This is a genomic window from Nonomuraea sp. NPDC003754 (assembly GCF_053605785.1).
In genome coordinates this window covers 166101-183714 of sequence record NZ_JBSGJX010000017.1, presented here as the reverse complement: position 1 = coordinate 183714, position 17614 = coordinate 166101, and the positions used below count along the sequence as shown (strand labels likewise).

Here is a 17614-nt window from a genome sequence, read left to right as displayed (position 1 = left end):
GGGGTGTGGGCGGACCCCCTAACGGGGGGTCGTGCGGCGACCCGACCACCAGAGCCGCAATAATGCTGCCCGTGGCGACAGCATCCGCAATTACGACGACGACAGCTCACGCGTCCCGGCGACCGAACCTGGTCAGCGTCGGGACGATCGTGTGGCTGTCCTCTGAGCTCATGTTCTTCGCGGCGCTGTTCGCGATGTACTTCACCATCCGGTCAGTGAGTCTCGGCCAGGGCAAGGCCTGGCCCGAGGCAGAGCTGAACATTCCGTTCTCTACGGTCAACACGATCATCCTGGTCCTGTCGAGTGTGACGTGTCAGCTTGGCGTGTGGGCCGCGGAAAAGGGTCAGGTCGGCAAGCTCCGCTTCTGGTACTTCGTCAGCTTCATCATGGGCGCCGTCTTCGTCGGCGGCCAGATCTACGAGTACATGCAGCTCGCTCATGAGGGCGCGACGCTTTCCGCGAACCCGTACACCTCGGTGTTCTACCTGACCACGGGCTTCCACGGCCTCCACGTGACCGGTGGACTGATCGCGTTCCTGTTCATGCTGGGACGCACGTACGCCGCGAAGCGCTTCACACATGAGCAGGCGACCAGCGCGATCGTCGTGTCCTACTACTGGCACTTCGTTGACGTGGTCTGGATCGGCCTTTTCGCGACCATCTACATCATTCAGTAAGGAAACGGGGATCTCTGTGACTAGGATCACCGCTCGGCGGCGGCATCCGCTCGCGAGATACGCCGTCCTGCTTTTCGCGTTGGCGCTGGTCGGGGGGGTGTATACCCTCATCTCGCCGACCGGCAGGCCGGCGGACGCCGCTCTGGCGGCCGGCAAGGCCGACGACGTCGCTGAAGGCAAGAGCCTGTTCCAGGCGCACTGCTCGAGCTGTCATGGCCTCAACGCCGAGGGCACTTCCACCGGACCCACGCTCGTCGGCGTGGGCGCGGCGGCAGTCGACTTCCAGGTGAGCAGCGGCCGCATGCCCGCCGCCAACCCTGGTGCCCAGGCACCGCGCAAGCCGGTGCCCGCCTGGGTCAACGAGGACACCACCCGCCAGCTCGGCGCCTTCGTGCAGTCGCTCGGCGGCGGTCCCGTCGTGCCCGACAAGAACGCCGTCGACGCAGCGCAGGGTGACGTGGCCAGGGGCGGTGAGCTCTTCCGCGCCAACTGCATCCAGTGCCACAACTGGACCGGGGCCGGCGGTGCGCTCACCCAGGGCAAGTACGCGCCGAACCTGAACCAGGCGACGCCCACCCAGATCTACGAGGCGATGGCCACGGGACCGCAGGCGATGCCGGTCTTCAACGACTCCACGATCACTCCCAAGGAGAAGCGCGACATGATCGCGTACATCGTGGATGTGCGCGAGCAGAAGGACCCCGGAGGCTTCGGACTCGGCCGCATCGGCCCGGTCACCGAGGGCCTCGTGGCGTGGCTCGTGGGCATCAGCGCCCTCGTGCTGGCCGCCATCTGGATCACCGCTAAGAAGCGACAGGCGTCATGACAGACAACGGACATGAGATCGAGCAGCCGGACGAGCGCGTCCCCAAGCGCGTCATCGGCACTCCTCCGCACGGCAAGACCCTGATCCCCGCGGAGCAGAAGCCGGTGGACGTGGAGGTTCCCGGCGTCTACTTCCCCGACGAGGGCAAGGCCCGCAAGGGCGAGAGGATCGTGGCGCTCTGCTTCACGATCACCTTCATCGCCGCCCTCGTGTTCATCGTCAACTACGTGGTCTTCCAGGTAGGCGACGTCGACAGCACGGCGGTCTCCAACTTCGCGCTCGGCGCGCCGCTGACCGTGGCCCTGCTCGGCCTCGCGGTCGGCATCGTGGTGTGGGTCCGTCAGGTCATGCCGAAGTACACGCTGGTCCAGGAGCGCCACCCGATGGCCTCCGACGACCCCACCAGGCGTTACGTCGCCGAGACGTTCCTGCAGGGCGCCAAGGAGAGCGGCCTGGCCAAGCGGCCGCTGCTGCGCCGTACGCTGCTGCTGGCCTCGGCCCCGCTCGGGCTGATCCCGCTGGTGCTGATGCGTGACCTCGACAACTCCAAGATGCCCGCCTCGGCCTTCCAGAAGGAGCTCCGCCACACCGTGTGGGGCACCAAGAGCAAGGAGGGCAAGCCGCTCAAGCTCGTCGTCGAGGGCACGGGTCAGCCGATCCGCGCCGCCGACTTCAACTCGCCCGGCGGCATCCTGTCGGTGGTTCCCGAGGGCTACGAGCACGACCTCAACGCCCTGGCGAAGGCCACGCTCATCCTGATCAAGTTCCGTCCCGAGGAGATCAAGTCGGGCACGAACCTGAACTGGACCCACGACGGGATCGTGGCCTACTCCAAGATCTGCACGCACGTCGGCTGCCCCGCGGCCCTGTACGAGCAGACCACCCACCACATCCTGTGCCCCTGCCACCAGTCGACGTTCGACGCCGCCGACGGCGCCAAGGTCATCTTCGGCCCGGCCGCCAGGCCGCTGCCCCAGCTGCCCATCGGCGTCGACGAGCAGGGCTACCTCATCGCCAAGGGCGACTTCGCGGTGCCCGTCGGTCCCAGCTTCTGGGAGCGCGGCGACGCCGAGGCGAAGGTCAGGTCCGAGGGAGGCCACGCGTGAGCGACGACCTGAAGACGGTTCCCAAGGCCATCGGCGGCACGTCGAGCTACATCGACGACCGGATCGGCGCGGGCACCTTCCTCCAGCGCAACCTGCGCAAGATCTTCCCCGATCACTGGTCGTTCCTGCTCGGTGAGATCGCGCTCTACTCGTTCGTCATCCTGCTGCTGAGCGGTACGTTCCTGACGTTCTTCTTCAAGCCCAGCATGATGCACGTCATCTACGACGGCCCCTACGAGCCGCTCAAGGGCGTGATGATGTCGGAGGCCTACGCCTCCGCACTGGAGATCAGCTTCGAGGTCCGCGGCGGTCTGCTCATGCGGCAGATCCACCACTGGGCCGCCCTGCTGTTCGTGGCCGGCATGATGGTGCACATGCTCCGCGTGTTCTTCACGGGTGCATACCGCAAGCCGCGCGAGCTGAACTGGGTGATCGGTGTCCTGCTGCTGACGCTCGCGCTGGCCGAGGGTCTGACCGGCTACTCGCTGCCGGACGACCTGCTGTCGGGCGCGGGTCTGCGCATCACCGAGGGTGTGGCGATCTCGCTGCCGCTCGTCGGCACCTACATCACCTTCTTCCTGTTCGGCGGGGAGTACCCGGGCGAGGACGTCATCTCCCGGTTCTACTCGCTGCACATCCTGCTCATCCCCGGTATCCTGCTGGCCCTCATCTCGGCCCACATGGTGCTCATGTGGGTGCAGAAGCACACGCAGATGCCGGGTAAGGCGCGCAACAACCACAACGTGGTCGGCGCGCCGTTCTACCCCGCCTTCATGCTCAAGGCCGGCGCGTACTTCCTGTTCACCTTCGCGGTGATCGCTGGACTGGCGACCTTCGCGCAGATCAACCCGATCTGGGCGTTCGGTCCCTACACGCCTGCCGACATCTCGGCCGGTTCGCAGCCCGACTTCTACATGGGCTTCCTGGAGGGCTCCCTGCGGTTGATGCCGCCGTGGGAGATCAACCTGTTCGGGAGCAGCGAGGCCGGCACGCTGCCGCTGAGCGTGATCATCCCGGCGCTGGTGCCGATGGGCATCATCATGACCGGGCTGGCCCTCTACCCGTTCCTCGAGCGGTGGGTCACCGGCGACAACCGCGAGCACCACATCGCGGACCGTCCCCGCAACAACCCGCACCGCACCTCGATCGGCATGGCCGCCATCGCCTTCTACGGCGTGCTGTGGCTGCTCGGCGCCAACGACGAACTGTCGGCCAACTTCCACATCAGCCTGAACTGGACGACCTACATCGGCCGGGTCATGGTGTTCGTGGCTCCGGTGATCGCCTACATCGTGACCTACCGGATGTGCCTCGGCCTGCAGCGTTCCGACGCCGCGATCATCGGGCACGGCGTGGAGTCGGGTGTGATCAAGCGGCTGCCGCACGGTGAGTTCATCGAGATCCACACGCCTGCGGCGGACGACATCGAGGCCCACATGCGCGGCAAGGAAGCCATCCCGCAGGTGGACGTCGACGCCGACACCGACGGCATCCCGCCCAAGGGGATGCGCGGCCCGCTCGGCAAGCTGCGCGGGAGCATGTCGAAGGCGTACGGCGGGGAGAAGATCCCGCTGGACGACGGTCACGGACACGGTCACGGCGACGAGCACGCCGAGATCACCTCCGGCGACGACCGCAGCCTGACGCACTAGTCTCGCCACACGAAACGCCCCGGCCCGGACACCATCCGTCCGAGCCGGGGCGTTTCCCTTTCCGCCGTCGCCTGGCGTCTTCTTCAGCGCGGGGGACTTCCTTCGCCTGGCGTCTCCTCACCGCGGGCGGCTTCCTTCCCCCACCGTGTCCTCGCCGCGGGCGTGTTGTCCGCCCTCCCGTACGGCAAGCCGGGTCAAGGCCACCGCAGGCGCGTGGCCGGGGCCCGTCCATCACGCCACTCCAGCGGGACTCCGGCCGGCCGCCGTCACGTCGCCCGCGATGCCCGCTGTCCGTCTCCCAGGCCGGCCACGTGCGCTCGGTGACGCGTATTCCTGGAAAGAGGCCGGCCACGTGCGGAGGGTGGCGCCTGGCCCGGCTTGCCGTACGGGCCGGGCGGATGCCTGGAAGCGAAGCACGCCGGGCACCCGCTCGGCACTCACGCACGCGCGCGGAGGGACGCGCGCCCACGATCGACGGGTCGGCGCTCGTCGGGGTCAGCGCGGGGAGAAGCGGCGCTCGTCGGGGACCGGCACACGTCAGGGACGTCAGGAGTCGAGGCGCGCAAGGGCCGGCGCCTGCTGGTGGTCAACGCAGGTCAGGGACGCCGGAATGGACGGGCGACGGTCGGTGCTCGCCGGGGATCAAGGCACGTCCAGGGAGACCGGGGTGCCGGGAGCGAGAGGTCCGGCTGCGCCATGGGGAGGCCGCCGTACCACGGGGCGCCCGGCGCCGCCGGGCGGTGCGGGCATTCGGGCTGGGGCCGCCGAGGAGGAAGGGGACCGCCGTGCGGGCGGTCGGATGGGGGCCGCCGATGGGAAGGGGGCGCGCGGGTCGGTCGACCGGTGGAGAAGGGGGCGTGCGGGTCAGTCGGATTCGGTGAGGCCGATGGAGAAGGCGGCGTCGAGGTCGTGCTTGGAGTAGGTGCGGAACGCGATGTGCGTCGAGGTGTCGAGCACGCCGGGCACCTTGTTCAGCCGCCCGGGGATGACCTCGGCGATCTCCTCGTAGGCGGCGACGCGCACGATGGCCAGCAGGTCGTATTCGCCGGTGATCGAGTAGACCTCGCTGACGCCGTCGATCTCGGCGATCGTCTGCGCGATCTCCGGGATCCGGTCGACCTCGGCGTTGATGTGAACGATTGCCGTGACCATGCACCAACTGTATCGGGTCACCGCAACGGTCGTCCCTCGCGGCGACTGCGGTGGTCGAGGCGCTGGTAGGCCAGGTCGATGCGGGCCTTGTGGCGGGCGGCGCCGTGGGCGGGCAGCGCCCATTCGCCGTCGACCTCGACCAGGCGCACTCCCGGCGACTCCAGCCAGCGCAGGATGCACTCGGTCTCCTCGGCGCTGGCGGCGTGGATGGGGCCGGGGCCGGGGATGACGACCTCCGCGGTGGCGACGAGCTTCTCGACGAAGGGCGTGGGGTGGGCGCCGCGCGGCATGTGGGCGGCGGCGGTGAGCCTGCCGTAGCGGATGACGTGGATGTCCCAGCCGCCGTCGAAGGCGGGGCTGGCAGCGACCATCTGCGGGATGCGGGTCAGGGAGGTGAGGCGCTGCATCCGGGCCGCGGTGCGGACGTAGGAGGCGAGCCGGTCGCGGTCGACGGAGGCCTCCTCGTAGCGTTGCTCGACCGACAGGCGCTCCATGCGGGCCTCGAGCGCGGTGAAGACGAGGGAGACGTCGGTGGCCATCGCCCTGCGGGCGCTGGCGACGTGGACGGCGTAGTCGGCGGGCGTCTCCAGCCCCTCGCACGGGGCGCCGCACCGGCCCATCTCGTGCAGCACGCACGCGGGCCGCCGGGTCCTGAGGGTGAGGCGCTCGGTGCACTGGCGCAGCGGCACGGCGTCGTGGAGCGCGGTGCGGGCGTCGTCGGCGGCCTTGGCGCTGGTGAAGGGGCCGAGATAGGCGGCGCCGTCGTCCTTGAGCTCGCGCACGATCGACAGGCGGGGGAAGGGCTCGTCGGTCAGCTTGAGCCAGACCACCTTCTCGGGAAAGCGTGACCTGCGGTTGTAGCGGGGTTTGGCGCCGCCGATCAGGCGCAGCTCCCTGACCTCGGCCTCCAGCGGGGTGGCGCAGACGATGTGGCGGACCTGCTCGGCGATGCCGATCATCTCGCGGATGCGGGGCCTGGTCTCGCTGGCGGTGAAGTAGGAGCGGACGCGGTTGCGCAGGTTGGTGGACTTGCCGATGTAGAGGACCTCGCCGCGGGCGTCCTCGAACAGGTAGACGCCGGGGGCGTGGGGCACGGTCTCGGCCAGGTGGCGCTTGCGCTGCTGCTCGGGCGTGGGGGCGCGGACGAACGACTTGAGCTCTTCGAGCGTGTGGACCTGGAAGGACCCGGCACGGGCGATCAGGCCGTGGAGCACGTCGACGGTCGCCCTGGCGTCCTGCAGGGCGCGGTGGCAGGGCTCGACGGGGCTGTGGAAGAACCTGGCGAGCGTGGAGAGCTTCGCGTTGGGGATCTCGTCGCGGGTCAGCACCCTGCGCGCCAGGTCGACGGTGTCGACGACCGGATTGGCGGGCGGCGGGTAGCCCTGCGCGGCGCAGGCGGCCTTGATGAAGCCGGTGTCGAAGGCGGCGTTGTGGGCGACCAGCGTGGCTCCGGAGATGAACTCCAGGAAGCTGGGCAGCACCGACTCGATGCGCGGGGCGGCCATCACCATCGCGTCGGTGATGCCGGTCAGCACGGAGATGAACGGCGGGATGGGACCGCCGGGGTCGACGAGCGTGGCGAACTCGCCGAGCACCTCGCCCGCGCGCACCTTGACCGCGCCGATCTCGGTGATCGCGTGCTCCTGCGCCGAGCCGCCGGTCGTCTCCAGGTCGAAGACCACGAAGGTGACCTCGCTCAGCGGGGTGCCGAGCTCGTCGAGAGTGCCTTGAACCGCGTCCACGTTCCAAGACCATAGAGAGGCGGACCGACAGTTATCGGGGCGACCCGGCGATCGACGGATTGATCTGCGCGCCCGGGTTCGCGGTGGGCGACGATCCGGGCGGACCTCATCATGGGAGATTATTCGTTACTCTCCCCTGTATGTCCGGGGGACGACTCGCCGGCCGCTACACCCTGATCAGGCTGCTGGGCAGCGGCGGGATGGGCAAGGTCTGGCTGGCCAGAGACGAGATGCTCGACCGCGAGGTGGCGGTCAAGGAGCTCACCCTGCCCGAAGGGCTCGACGAGCAGGGCAGGGCCGAGGCCGTGGCCAGGGCCGCACGCGAGGCGCAGGCCACCGCCCAGCTGCGGCACCCCGGCGTGGTCGCGCTCCACGACGTCCTGGTCGAGTACGGCAGGCCGTGGCTGATCATGGAGTTGCTGCGCGGCCGCACGCTCGGCGACGCGATCGCCCAGGAGGGCCCGATGCCGCCCGCGACGGTCGCCAGGATCGGCGCGGACGTGCTGGAGGCGCTGACCGCCGCCCACTCGCGCGGCCTGCAGCACCGCGACGTCAAGCCGGGCAACGTCTTCCTCACCGACAGCGGCCGGGTCGTGCTGACCGACTTCGGCATCGCCAGGCAGGAGGGCCAGGCGACGCTGACCCAGGCCGGCCTGATGATCGGCTCGCCCGGGTTCATCGCGCCCGAACGCCTGGAAGGCGAGCCGGGCGGACCGGCGAGCGACCTGTGGTCCCTGGGCGCCACGCTGTTCGCCGCGGCCGAGGGTGTCTCCGCCTACGAGGGCACGGCGATGGAGCGGATCAGGGCGACGCTGACCGCGCCGCCGCGCCCGCCGTACCTGGCCGGGCCGCTGGCGCCCGTGCTGACCGCGATGATGGCCAGGCACCCGGCGGCGCGGCCCGATCCGTGGAGCACCGTCCACGCGCTGCGCCAGATCGCCTCGGGGCAGGAGGCTCCGTCGCTGACGCGCCAGGACCTGACAGTCCCCGGAAGGCTCGGCCGGCCGCGCCGCGGACGCCTGCGGTGGCTCCTGCCCGCGGGCGCCGTGGTGGTCGCGGGCGCGGTGGCCGCCGTCCTGTTCCTGTGGAGGGGCGGCGCCACGGCCACGCCCACCGCGTTCACACTGCCCGTGGACCTGTGCGGGCTGCTCACCCCGTCCCAGGTCGGCGAGGCGCTGGGCACCGGCCAGCCGCCCAAGGGCACGCAGAACGTGGCGGAGGGCGACGACAGCCTCGGCGTCGCCTGCGACTGGACCGTCAACGGCAGGGGCGTGTCGCTGACCGCGCAGCGCGACTCCGACACCCCGCAGCCCTGGGCGATGACCGCCGAGTCCGCCCACCGGCTGATGGAGAGCCAGCGGGTGTGGATCGGCAAGTACAAGGAACTGCAGTGGTCGTGGAAGGAGATCGGCGCCAAGGGGCCGTTCACCGCGCAGATCGGCAAGGCGCAGCCGCTGCAGGGCGTGGGCGAGGAGGCCTACACCTACGAGCTGAGCGCCCAGGGCAGGGTCCACACGGCCGTCGTCATGTACCGCGTGGCCAACCTGGTCATGCAGGTGGAGTACACGACGCTGGCCAGCAGGCCCACCGACGAGCAGGTCAGGGAGAGCGCGCTGACCATCGCCCGGCACACCGAGCAGGCGCTGCGGAGCGGGGGCTAGCGACGTGCACTACCTGCTCTCGGGCCGGTACCGGCTGACCGAACGGCTCGGCGAGGGCGGCGCGGGCACGGTGTGGCGCGCCCTCGACGAACGGCTCGGCCGCGAGGTGGCCGTCAAGCAGGTCCGCATCCCGCAGCAGCTCGACGCGGCGGGCCGGGCGGCCTTCGTCGAGCAGGCCATCCACGAGGCCAGGTCGGCGGGCCGGCTGCGTGACCCCTCGATCGTCATGGTCCACGACGTGGTGCTCGACCAGGACCTGCCGTGGATCGTCATGGACCTGGCGACGGGGCGCTCCCTCGACAAGATCATCAAGGAGACCGGGCCGCTGCCTCCGCACATCGTGTCGCGCATCGGCCTGCAGATGCTGTCGGCGCTGGAGGTGGCCCACGCGCACGGCATCCTCCACCAGGACGTCAAGCCGGCCAACATCCTGCTGGACGCCGACGGCACCGCGATGCTCACCGACTTCGGCGTGGCCGCGCCCGTGGGCGGCGTCGGCGGTGGCGGGTCGCCCGGATACATGGCGCCCGAACGGCTCAACGGCCTGCCCGCGGGCCCGGCCTCCGACCTGTTCTCGCTGGGCGCGAGCCTCTACACCGCGGTCGAGGGGAAGCCGCCCTTCCACCGGGAGATGCAGGCCGCGGTGGCCGCCGCAGTCCTGCTGCACGACCCGCCGCCGCCCGAGCGGGCGGGCCGCGACCTGGGCAGGCTGATCCTCGACCTGCTGGCCAAGCAGCCCGAACGGCGCCCGCACGCGCGTGAGGTCCGGGAGCGGCTGACGAGCTCGGCGCACACCGCCCCGGTCGCCTACCGGCCGCGCCGCCGGTGGAAGCTGCCCGCGGCGCTGGCGGTCGCCGGGGCCGCCGCCGTGGGCGGGCTGGTCTACGCCCTCGCCGTCGCCGGGCCCGGGCAGGCCGGACAGGGCAGGTTCGCCGGCGTGCCCGACGCCTGCGCGCTGCTCAGCGACGCCCAGGCCCGCGCCCTGCTGGGCGGCGAGATGCGCAGGGACGCGCCGATGCCCGGCGGTTGCAGGTGGAAGGTGTGGCGAGGATCCGGCGAGGAGCGCTCGATCAGCCTGCGGCTGACCGCGCACCGGCCGCAGGACGGCCACGACGGGCCGGGGGTGGCGGCGCTGGTGTTCGACGCCGACCGTGGGGCCGCCGCCGCGTCCGACGGCACGTCGTTCCGGAAGACCACCTACAAGATCAGGGACGTCCAGGGGGTGGGCGAGGCGGCCTTCGCCCAGGACAGCTTCCAGACCCACCAGGTGGGGCAGGGCCGTACCGGCCAGGTGTGGTACCGCGTGGCCCTGCGCGACAGCAACCTCACCGCGGAGGTCGTCTACCACATCCAGGACGCGAGGCAGGCCGACGCGGCTGGCCAGCGGGTGGCCGAGACGGCCGCGCGGCAGGTCACATCCTCGCTTCGAGGCTGACAGGTGCGAGTCAACCGCCATCAGGACGGCTAGCATCCATGCCCATGTCTTGGAATCAGGACGATCCCCCGCCTACCAACCCGTACCGCGCACCGGACTGGCAGTTCCAGCAGGTGCCGACGATGCCGGCGCAGCCACCGTCCCCGCCGCCGAAGCGACGGGGATGGGTGCTGCCGGTGGTGGCGGGAGGGGCCGCGGTCGTGCTGATCGCCGGCGGCGCGGGCGCCTTCCTCCTGTACGGCAGGCCCACCGCCGCCGACGAGCCCGCCAAGCCCACACCGGTCTCCCCTTCGGCCGGCGTCACGGCATCGGCCACGGGGTCGGCCACCGCGCCCGCCGCCGCGCCGACGCTCGACGCCTGCGCCATGCTTCCCCCCGCCGAGGCCGAGCGCCTGGTGCCCGGCGCGACGGTGGACAAGCGCTCCAGGGACTCCGACTACGCCGTCGTCTCCTCCTGCGACTGGACCAACCGCCGCATCTCCTACGGCGAGTTCTGGCGCAGCCGCGAGATCAGGATCAACGTCTCCCAGTACCGGCCCGACGGGCCCAAGACGGGCAGGGCGGAGGCGCAGCAGGCGCACGAGGCCGAGCGCGGCTTCTTCTCCTACAAGGCGACCAGCAAGGACAAGGACGCGAAGCCGGGGGAGAAGAACTACTACTCGCCCCTCAAGGAGTACGCGGGGGTGGGAGACGGCGCCTTCGGCCAGTACACCTGGCGGCGCGACAAGCTGCTGTGGTACTCGTTCGGCGAGGGCCGCGTCCGGGTCGACGACCTCGTCATCGAGGTGCACTACCAGGCCAGCCAGCAGCGCAAGGAGGCCAAGCTGCTGACCAACGAGAGCGTCCAGTCGGTCAGCGAGGAGAACGCCCTGCGCGAGGTCGGCGTTTTGCTGACCCACCTGGCCAAGGCGGCGGCCGAGTGGAAGAAGGCCCATCCGGCCGTCCTGGCCACGGTCGCGCCCAGCGCGTCGCCGTCCCCTTCGCCCGCCCCGACCCCGTCGTCGACGCCCACCGTGCTGGCCCAGATGCCCGAGGCGTGCAAGCGGATGGCGCCCGCGATGATCAAGCTGGTGCCCGGCGCGACCGAGCGGGCCAGGGGCAACGACGCCGTCGGCGTGAAGGAGACCGAGTGCCGCTGGCTCAACCTGAAGGCCCCCGCCGGCCAGGGCCGGCGCGGGATCCGCAGCGCGCTCGTCACGGTCCAGGTGTTCAGCAACCGGGCGGGCGCCGGAGATCCGACCGCGGCGCTGAGCGCCTACTCCACCGAGCTGTCCGGCGCCGTGGGCATGGCGGAGAGCTCGCTGGGCGGCTTCACCTGGGGCAAGGTCGACAAGCCGCAGGGGCTCGGTGACGCCGCCTTCGTCCAGTACCGGGTCGACAGGAAGAACGCCGTCTTCAACGGCGCCGCCGACGTCGTGGTCAGGAAGGGCTTCACCGTCATCCAGGCCTCCTTCTCGGGGGCCGAGATGGGTGCCGACGAGCCGACCAACTCGCCGAAGGTCGAGGTGCTGGGCGAGAAGGAGGCCCGGGCGGCGGCCATGACGGTGGCGAAGGAGATGCTGGCCGCCCTGGCCCAGGCGACCCCGCAGAAGGACTGACACGCCCGCCCCGCGCGACGGGACCGTCTGCGCGGGGCGGCGGGGCGTCTGCGCTGCGCGCCGTCCCGGTCTGCGCGGGGCGGCGGTTTGTCGGCGTAGGGCGGCGGCCCGTCTGTGCGGCGCGGCGGTCAGGTCCTGGGCCGGACGGGCGGTCAGGTCCTGGTCCGGGCGGGGCGCGGGACCCGGGCCAGGAACGGCTCCAGCAGTCCCGGTACGGCGCGCGCCGCCAGGTCGAGCCCCTCGGCGACGCCCACGTCCAGCACGTCGTAGTGGCCGTCGCCCGCCGCGGTCGTGGCCGACACGGTGATGAGGCCCAGCCGGCGCTGGAAGACCGACTGGCGGATGCGCCAGCCCACGATGCCGCCGGTGTCGAGCGCCACCGTGGTACGGCCCGCCGAGCCGGCCCGGGTCAGCAGGTGGCCGCCGGCCAGCCGGTGCCCGAGCCCTCGGTAGGCGTCGGCGGCCAGGGCCAGTCCGGCGGGAAGGGCGAGGACGGGCAGCGCCCAGGCGACCGGCGGGATCCACCCGGTCAGCCACTCGGTGACGCCCATGGCGGCGGCAAGCACGGCGACCGCGCCGAAGGCCTGGCGCGTGCGACGGCTCCTGGCCGCCTTCGGGTGCGGCTCCAGCTCGCCCCATGCCACGGCCGCCCGCGCGTCCACCGGAGCCGTAACGATGGATCCGGTAGGTCCACCGGCGGCCCCGGCGAGCCCGTGGGCGTCCGGCGCGCCGGCAAGGGTGTGTCCGCCGTCGGGCCCATGGGTGTTCGGAGTTCTGGAAACGGTGTGTCGGCCCGCGGCAGCGTGGTGGTCCGCTGTGCCGGGGAATCCGCGGGTGGCGGGTGCGTCCTGGACGGCGGGGCCGGGCGGGGTGGCGGCCGGTGAGGCGTGCAGGACGTGGGAGGCGACGCGGAAGGCCTCGGCCCGCGGGACCGGCGGGGTCAGCGCGGAGACCTCCTCGCTCTCCTGTCCTTCCGCCTTGCGCAGCCCCACCGCCACCGCCCTGACCTTGGCACCCCCGCCCAGCCTCAGCAGCAGCGGTTCGGCCACCGCCACCCCGCGCAGCCTGCGTGTCTCCATGGTGAGCGACCGTGTGGTGAGCAGCCCCCTGCGCACCCGCAGCGTCCGGGCCTCCTGCTCGAGCCGGTAGTTGCCCCACGACTCGGCGAACAGCCCCAGCGCGCCGGCCAGCCCGACCAGCAGGCTGCCTGCCGCCACGATCGGCACCGCGATCCACGGGTTGCCGATCAGCCACTCCCACGCCGCCGTGGCCGCCCCGGTGCTGAACAGGTCGATGCCGACCACGTCGAGCACCTTCTTCAGCGCGCCGGCCGCGATCGCGCCGCCGACGAACACCCAGATCGACAGCGGCGCGTAGCGGATCCATCCCCACCGCAGCGCGGCGACGACCCGCACGCTCTCCTCGTGTCCAGCGTGCCCGGGGTGCCCGGAGTGCCCGGAGTGCTCGGGGTGCCCAGCGTGACCGGAGTGTCCGGGCTCGGTGTGCTCACGATGGCCGGGCCGGGCGTGCCCGAAGCGCTCTGGGTGCCCGGGGTGACCGGCGCTCGGTGAGGCCGGTGCGGCCGCACCCGCCCCCGTCAGGAGGGTACGGCGCAGCGCCTCGGCCTCGGCGGTGGCGATCGCGTTGAGGGTGAGCTCGGTGTGCTCGCCGGTGGTGTGCTCGCCCGTGCCGATCTTGACGACGGCCAGGCCGAGCGCCCGCCGTACGACGTCGGCCTTGACGTCGACGCTGCGCACCCGGTCGCGCGGGATCGACCGGTGCTGGCGGACCAGCACGCCCGCCCGCAGCTCGAGCCGGTCGCGGGTGAGCCTGAACCGGGTGGTGCGCAGCCGGGCGACGCCGTAGGCGTAGGCGGCGGCCACCACCAGAGCCACCACGCCGGCGGCGCCCGCGATGACCAGCTCGCGCGGCTGGTCCGCGCCGGTCAGGAGGCGCGTCACGCCGAAGGCGGCGGGCGCGGCGACGGTCAGCGACACGGCCGCCGTGGCCAGCGGGATCCTGCGGTGCAGCGCGCTCCACGCCACGTCGTCCTGGTGCTGCTGCCGCGCGGTCACGTGGCGTCCCCCTTCGTCGCCTGCGTCACGGCGGTGAGCCTGGCGGCGAGCTCGGCGGCCAGCTCGTGGTCGAGCCCCTCGATCGTGATCGCCCCCGCCGCCGACGCGGTCGTCACCGTGACGTCGGCCAGCCCGAACATGCGCTGCACCGGGCCGCGCGCGGTGTCCACGGTCTGGATGCGCGACATCGGCGCCACCCTCCAGGTGTGGGTGATCCAGCCGGAGCGGACGTAGACCGCCTCGTCGGTGATCTCCCACCGCTGGACCCGGTAGTAGGCGCGCGGCACGGTCGCGGCCGACAGCAGGCAGGCCAGCGCGACGGCCACGGCCAGCCCGCCGAGAACGGCCGGCCGCGGCGTGAGGAACCAGTAGGCCGCCAGGACGGCCGCCGCCAGGGGGACGGCCAGCAGGAAGGCCTGGACGGTCCACCAGGCGACCGTGCGCGGGTCGGCCAGGTTGCGAGGAGGGCGCAGGGTGAGCTCGGTCACGGGTCAGCCGGTCCTCTTCATCGAGTCGGCGGTGGCCAGCAGCGCGAAGCCGAGGATGCCGAGCCCGATGCCGGCGAAGACCTCGTAGCCGTCGAGGAACGGCAGGCGATTGACGATCAGGAAGTCGTGCGCCCAGCCCCACCAGCCGAGGACGGTGTTGACCACGCCGCCGACGCCCTGGATGAGGAGCACGGCGCCGGCCACGTCGAGGATTGCCTTCATGCCGCCAAGCCTCGGGTTCGGGCGGCGGCCGCTGCGTCGGCCACAGGTTGAGACCGGTATCGACTTTGGTCGCTGTCGCCCCGCCGAATGGTGGCCCTACGGTGGGGGACCATGAAGGTGGAGTACCGGTGGCTGCTGCCCTCGGTCCTGCTCGGCGATCCGGAGGAGGGGCGGCCGGTGCGCCGCTCGACCCGCGACTGGATCGTGGACATCCTGGTCTTCCTGGTCGCCTGCGGGCTGGCGGTGCTGTCGCTGCCCGACCTGGACGGCCTGGCCAGGCCGTTGCGGGTCAGTGAGCAGGTGCTGGGCGCGCTGGCGTGCGCGTCGGTGTGGCTGCGCCGTCGCTGGCCGGTCACCCTGGCGGTCGTGACGACGCTGCTGTCGGCCACCTTCGTCATGGTGGGCGGCGCCTCGGCCGTGGCGCTGTTCACGGTGGCCGTGCACCGCCCCTTCAAGATCTCCGGCATCGTGCTCGCGCTCAACCTGGTCAGCGTCTTCCCGCTGGCGCTGTGGCGCCCCGACGAGCTCGGTCCCGCGTGGATGATGGGCGTCGGGGTGCTGCTCGTGTTCGCGGTGTTCGGCTGGGGCATGGTCGTCAGGTCCAGGCGGCAGCTGGTCCACACCCTCAGGGAGCAGGCGCAGGTGGCCGGCCGGGAGGCCAGGCGGCTCGAACGCGAGCGCATCGCCCGGGAGATGCACGACGTGCTCGCCCACCGCATCTCCATCCTCAGCCTGCACGCGGGTGCCCTGGAGTTCCGGCCTGACGCGCCGCCCGAGCAGATCTCCAAGGCGGCAGGGGCGATCAGGGAGAGCGCCCACCAGGCGCTGCAGGACCTGCGTGAGGTCATCGGCGTGCTCCGCCAGCCGGGCGACGACGCCGACGGCCGTCCCGAGCGCCCGCAGCCCACGCTGGACGACCTGCGCGGGCTGGTCGAGGAGTCGCGCGCGGCGGGCATGGAGGTGGCGCTCCGGCTGGAGGCGGTCGGCCACGCGCCGGAGAGTCTCGGCCGCAACGCCTACCGGATCGTCCAGGAGGCGCTCACCAACGCGCGCAAGCACGCCCCCGGCGCGCCCGTCCGGGTGGTGGTGACGGGCGGCCCTGGCGAGGGGCTGACCATCGCGGTCCGCAACAAGACCAGCTGGCCGTCCAGCATCCCCGGCACCGGCACGGGGCTGATCGGGCTGGCCGAGCGGGCGGAGCTGGCCGGTGGCAGGCTGGCCCACCGGCGCGCCGCCGAGGGGGATTTCGTTCTGGAAGCATGGCTGCCGTGGGAGAAATGAAGATCCGGGTACTGATCGTCGACGACGACGCGCTGGTCCGAGCGGGGCTGTCGATGATCCTCGGCGGCACCGGCGACATCGAGGTGGTGGGCGAGGCCGCCGACGGCGACCAGGTGCCGAGGCTGGTCGCCGAGCACCGGCCCGACGTGGTGCTCATGGACATCCGCATGCCGCGCGTCGACGGGCTGTCCGCGACCGAGGCGCTGCGCGGCACGGCGAGCCCGCCGGAGGTGGTCGTGCTCACCACCTTCCACGCCGACGCCCAGGTGCTCAGGGCGCTGCGGGCGGGGGCGGCCGGGTTCCTGCTGAAGGACATCCCGCCGGCCGACCTGGTCGCCGCCATCCGCCGGGTGGCCGCGGGGGAGCCGATCCTGTCGCCCGCGGTCACCAGGCAGCTCATCTCCCACGTGGCCGACGGCGGCGCGGGCACCCGCAGGGACCGGGCGCGGGCGATGCTCGACCGGCTGAGCGAGCGCGAGCGCGAGGTGGCGGTCTCGGTGGGGCGGGGGCGGTCCAACGCCGAGATCGGCGGCGAGCTCTACATGAGCGTCGCGACCGTCAAGGCCCATGTCTCGCGTATCCTCACCAAGCTGGCGCTCAACAACAGGGTGCAGATCGCGCTGCTGGTCCACGACGCGGAGTCATGACAGCATCCGCTCCAGCCGGGCGCGGTGCAGCACCATGTCGTCGGGGTCGTCGGGAGCGGGCTGCTCGCCGAAGTGGATCCGGCGCTGCCAGACGCGGGCCATGACGATGCCGTGCCGCAGCGCCGCGTACACCTCGTAGAAGTCCATGTCCCTGGGCGTGTGGCCGGACAGGTCGCGGTAGGTGGCGCAGACGTCGGCGCGGCGCATGAAGCCGGGCAGGCCGGGCAGCTCGAAGACCTCGGCCAGGTCCTGGAAGAACCGGTGCAGGAAGATCATCCAGGCCAGGTCGAGCTCGCGCGGCCCCACCGCCGCCATCTCCCAGTCGAGCACCGCCACGGGGGTGAAGTCGCGGTACATCACGTTGCCGATCCTGGCGTCTCCCCAGGTCAGCACGTCGGGGCCGGGCTCGGCGGGCCAGTGGTCCTCCAGCCAGTCGAAGGCCCGTTCCAGCAGCGGGATGCGCGAGGGCCCGCGCATCCACTCGTAGTAGGCGCGCTGCGCGTCGACGTGTGCCCGCAGCCCGCGCCGGCCGAGCGGAGCCAGTTCGGCGTCGCTGAAGCGGGTGCCGTGCAGCCGGGCGGCCACGGCGACCGTGGCGTCCTGCAGCCGCCGCCGGTCGTCGGGCGCCGCCTCCAGCAGCCAGCCCTCGAAGGTGTACGGCGGGACGTCGGGCGGCACCTCGCCCTCCTCCCGCTCCATCACGAAGAACGGCGTGCCGAGCGGTCCGGCCGACGGCTCGAACCGCAGCGCCCTCGGCGCGAGCACCCCGGCCCGTTCCCTGGCCAGCCGCATCACCTCGAACTGCGTGCCGAGGTCGTAGGTGGGGAAGACCGGCACCGCCTCCCGCGCGGGCGCCAGCCGGGCCACGCACCTGGTCGTGCCCGCGGTGAAGAACAGCGTCTCGCTGGACATCCCGTTGGCCGAGGGTCGCGAGAGCTGCGAGACCTCCTGCCCGAGCCAGGCGCTCAGCCGCTCGCGCAGCTCGTCGAGGTCCCTGGTGGAGGTGCGCATCTGCTCGGTCACGACCCTGTCGTACGTCTCCAACCAAGCGC

The 17614-nt window shown here is 71.9% G+C and carries 15 protein-coding genes; 9 read left to right on the top strand and 6 right to left on the bottom strand.

The annotated features are described in order from the left end of the window. The first annotated feature begins 62 nt into the window (after positions 1-62). Genes ctaE through qcrB form a run of 4 tightly spaced genes read left to right on the top strand, consistent with a single transcriptional unit; the run spans position 63 to position 4261 of the window. The gene (gene ctaE, locus ACWEVS_RS22595; RefSeq protein ID WP_354919444.1) at positions 63-677 is read left to right on the top strand and encodes an aa3-type cytochrome oxidase subunit III; all 615 of its coding nucleotides are present in this window, start codon (positions 63-65) and stop codon (positions 675-677) included. Positions 678-693: 16 nt separating this feature from the next. After that, positions 694-1503, top strand: coding sequence for a cytochrome bc1 complex diheme cytochrome c subunit (gene qcrC, locus ACWEVS_RS22590; protein WP_449921349.1), 810 nt, complete (start codon positions 694-696; stop codon positions 1501-1503). Beyond that, a complete protein-coding gene (qcrA, locus tag ACWEVS_RS22585; protein WP_452412903.1) occupies positions 1500-2609 on the top strand; it encodes a cytochrome bc1 complex Rieske iron-sulfur subunit in 1110 nt (369 codons plus the stop codon). The genes qcrC and qcrA overlap by 4 nt, the downstream gene beginning before the upstream one ends. After that, the gene (gene qcrB, locus ACWEVS_RS22580; protein WP_354919435.1) at positions 2606-4261 is read left to right on the top strand and encodes a cytochrome bc1 complex cytochrome b subunit; all 1656 of its coding nucleotides are present in this window, start codon (positions 2606-2608) and stop codon (positions 4259-4261) included. The genes qcrA and qcrB overlap by 4 nt, the downstream gene beginning before the upstream one ends. Before the next feature lie 864 nt (positions 4262-5125). Here the strand turns inward: qcrB and ACWEVS_RS22575 are convergent. Together ACWEVS_RS22575 and ACWEVS_RS22570 are read right to left on the bottom strand one after the other, a co-directional pair. After that, complete coding sequence (locus tag ACWEVS_RS22575; protein WP_354919433.1) at positions 5126-5413, bottom strand: Lrp/AsnC family transcriptional regulator; 288 nt, start codon at positions 5411-5413, stop codon at positions 5126-5128. Between the two features lie 17 nt (positions 5414-5430). After that, a complete protein-coding gene (locus ACWEVS_RS22570; protein WP_452412905.1) occupies positions 5431-7155 on the bottom strand; it encodes a DEDD exonuclease domain-containing protein in 1725 nt (574 codons plus the stop codon). A 140-nt stretch (positions 7156-7295) separates the two neighbouring features. Here ACWEVS_RS22570 and ACWEVS_RS22565 point away from each other — a divergent pair, with 140 nt between their 5' ends. Genes ACWEVS_RS22565 through ACWEVS_RS22555 form a run of 3 tightly spaced genes read left to right on the top strand, consistent with a single transcriptional unit; the run spans position 7296 to position 11849 of the window. Further along, positions 7296-8816 (top strand): serine/threonine-protein kinase, encoded by a 1521-nt coding sequence (locus ACWEVS_RS22565; protein WP_452553120.1) that lies wholly within the window; start codon positions 7296-7298, stop codon positions 8814-8816. Between the two features lie 4 nt (positions 8817-8820). Next, positions 8821-10251, top strand: coding sequence for a serine/threonine-protein kinase (locus ACWEVS_RS22560; RefSeq protein ID WP_449921340.1), 1431 nt, complete (start codon positions 8821-8823; stop codon positions 10249-10251). A 44-nt stretch (positions 10252-10295) separates the two neighbouring features. Next, positions 10296-11849, top strand: a complete 1554-nt coding sequence (locus ACWEVS_RS22555) for a hypothetical protein (protein WP_452553119.1) — start codon at positions 10296-10298, stop codon at positions 11847-11849. A gap of 152 nt (positions 11850-12001) precedes the next feature. Here the strand turns inward: ACWEVS_RS22555 and ACWEVS_RS22550 are convergent, their stop codons facing one another. Genes ACWEVS_RS22550 through ACWEVS_RS22540 form a run of 3 tightly spaced genes read right to left on the bottom strand, consistent with a single transcriptional unit; the run spans position 12002 to position 14634 of the window. Beyond that, positions 12002-13924, bottom strand: a complete 1923-nt coding sequence (locus tag ACWEVS_RS22550; RefSeq protein WP_452553117.1) for a PH domain-containing protein — start codon at positions 13922-13924, stop codon at positions 12002-12004. Further along, positions 13921-14412: a PH domain-containing protein gene (locus tag ACWEVS_RS22545; protein ID WP_449921333.1), complete on the bottom strand. Its 492-nt coding sequence runs from the start codon at positions 14410-14412 to the stop codon at positions 13921-13923. Before ACWEVS_RS22545 ends, ACWEVS_RS22550 begins: the two co-directional genes overlap by 4 nt. Before the next feature lie 3 nt (positions 14413-14415). Beyond that, on the bottom strand, positions 14416-14634 hold the full coding sequence (locus ACWEVS_RS22540; RefSeq protein ID WP_354919413.1) for a hypothetical protein: 219 nt from the start codon (positions 14632-14634) through the stop codon (positions 14416-14418). 111 nt (positions 14635-14745) lie between these two features. Here ACWEVS_RS22540 and ACWEVS_RS22535 point away from each other — a divergent pair, with 111 nt between their 5' ends. Beyond that, positions 14746-15915 carry a sensor histidine kinase gene (locus ACWEVS_RS22535; RefSeq protein ID WP_452412908.1) on the top strand — a complete coding sequence of 390 codons (1170 nt, stop codon included), beginning with the start codon at positions 14746-14748 and terminating at the stop codon, positions 15913-15915. Continuing rightward, complete coding sequence (locus ACWEVS_RS22530; protein WP_449921454.1) at positions 15912-16562, top strand: response regulator transcription factor; 651 nt, start codon at positions 15912-15914, stop codon at positions 16560-16562. Before ACWEVS_RS22535 ends, ACWEVS_RS22530 begins: the two co-directional genes overlap by 4 nt. Here the strand turns inward: ACWEVS_RS22530 and ACWEVS_RS22525 are convergent. Next, positions 16557-17585: a phosphotransferase family protein gene (locus ACWEVS_RS22525; protein WP_449921328.1), complete on the bottom strand. Its 1029-nt coding sequence runs from the start codon at positions 17583-17585 to the stop codon at positions 16557-16559. The genes ACWEVS_RS22530 and ACWEVS_RS22525 overlap by 6 nt on opposite strands. Positions 17586-17614 lie beyond the last annotated feature (29 nt).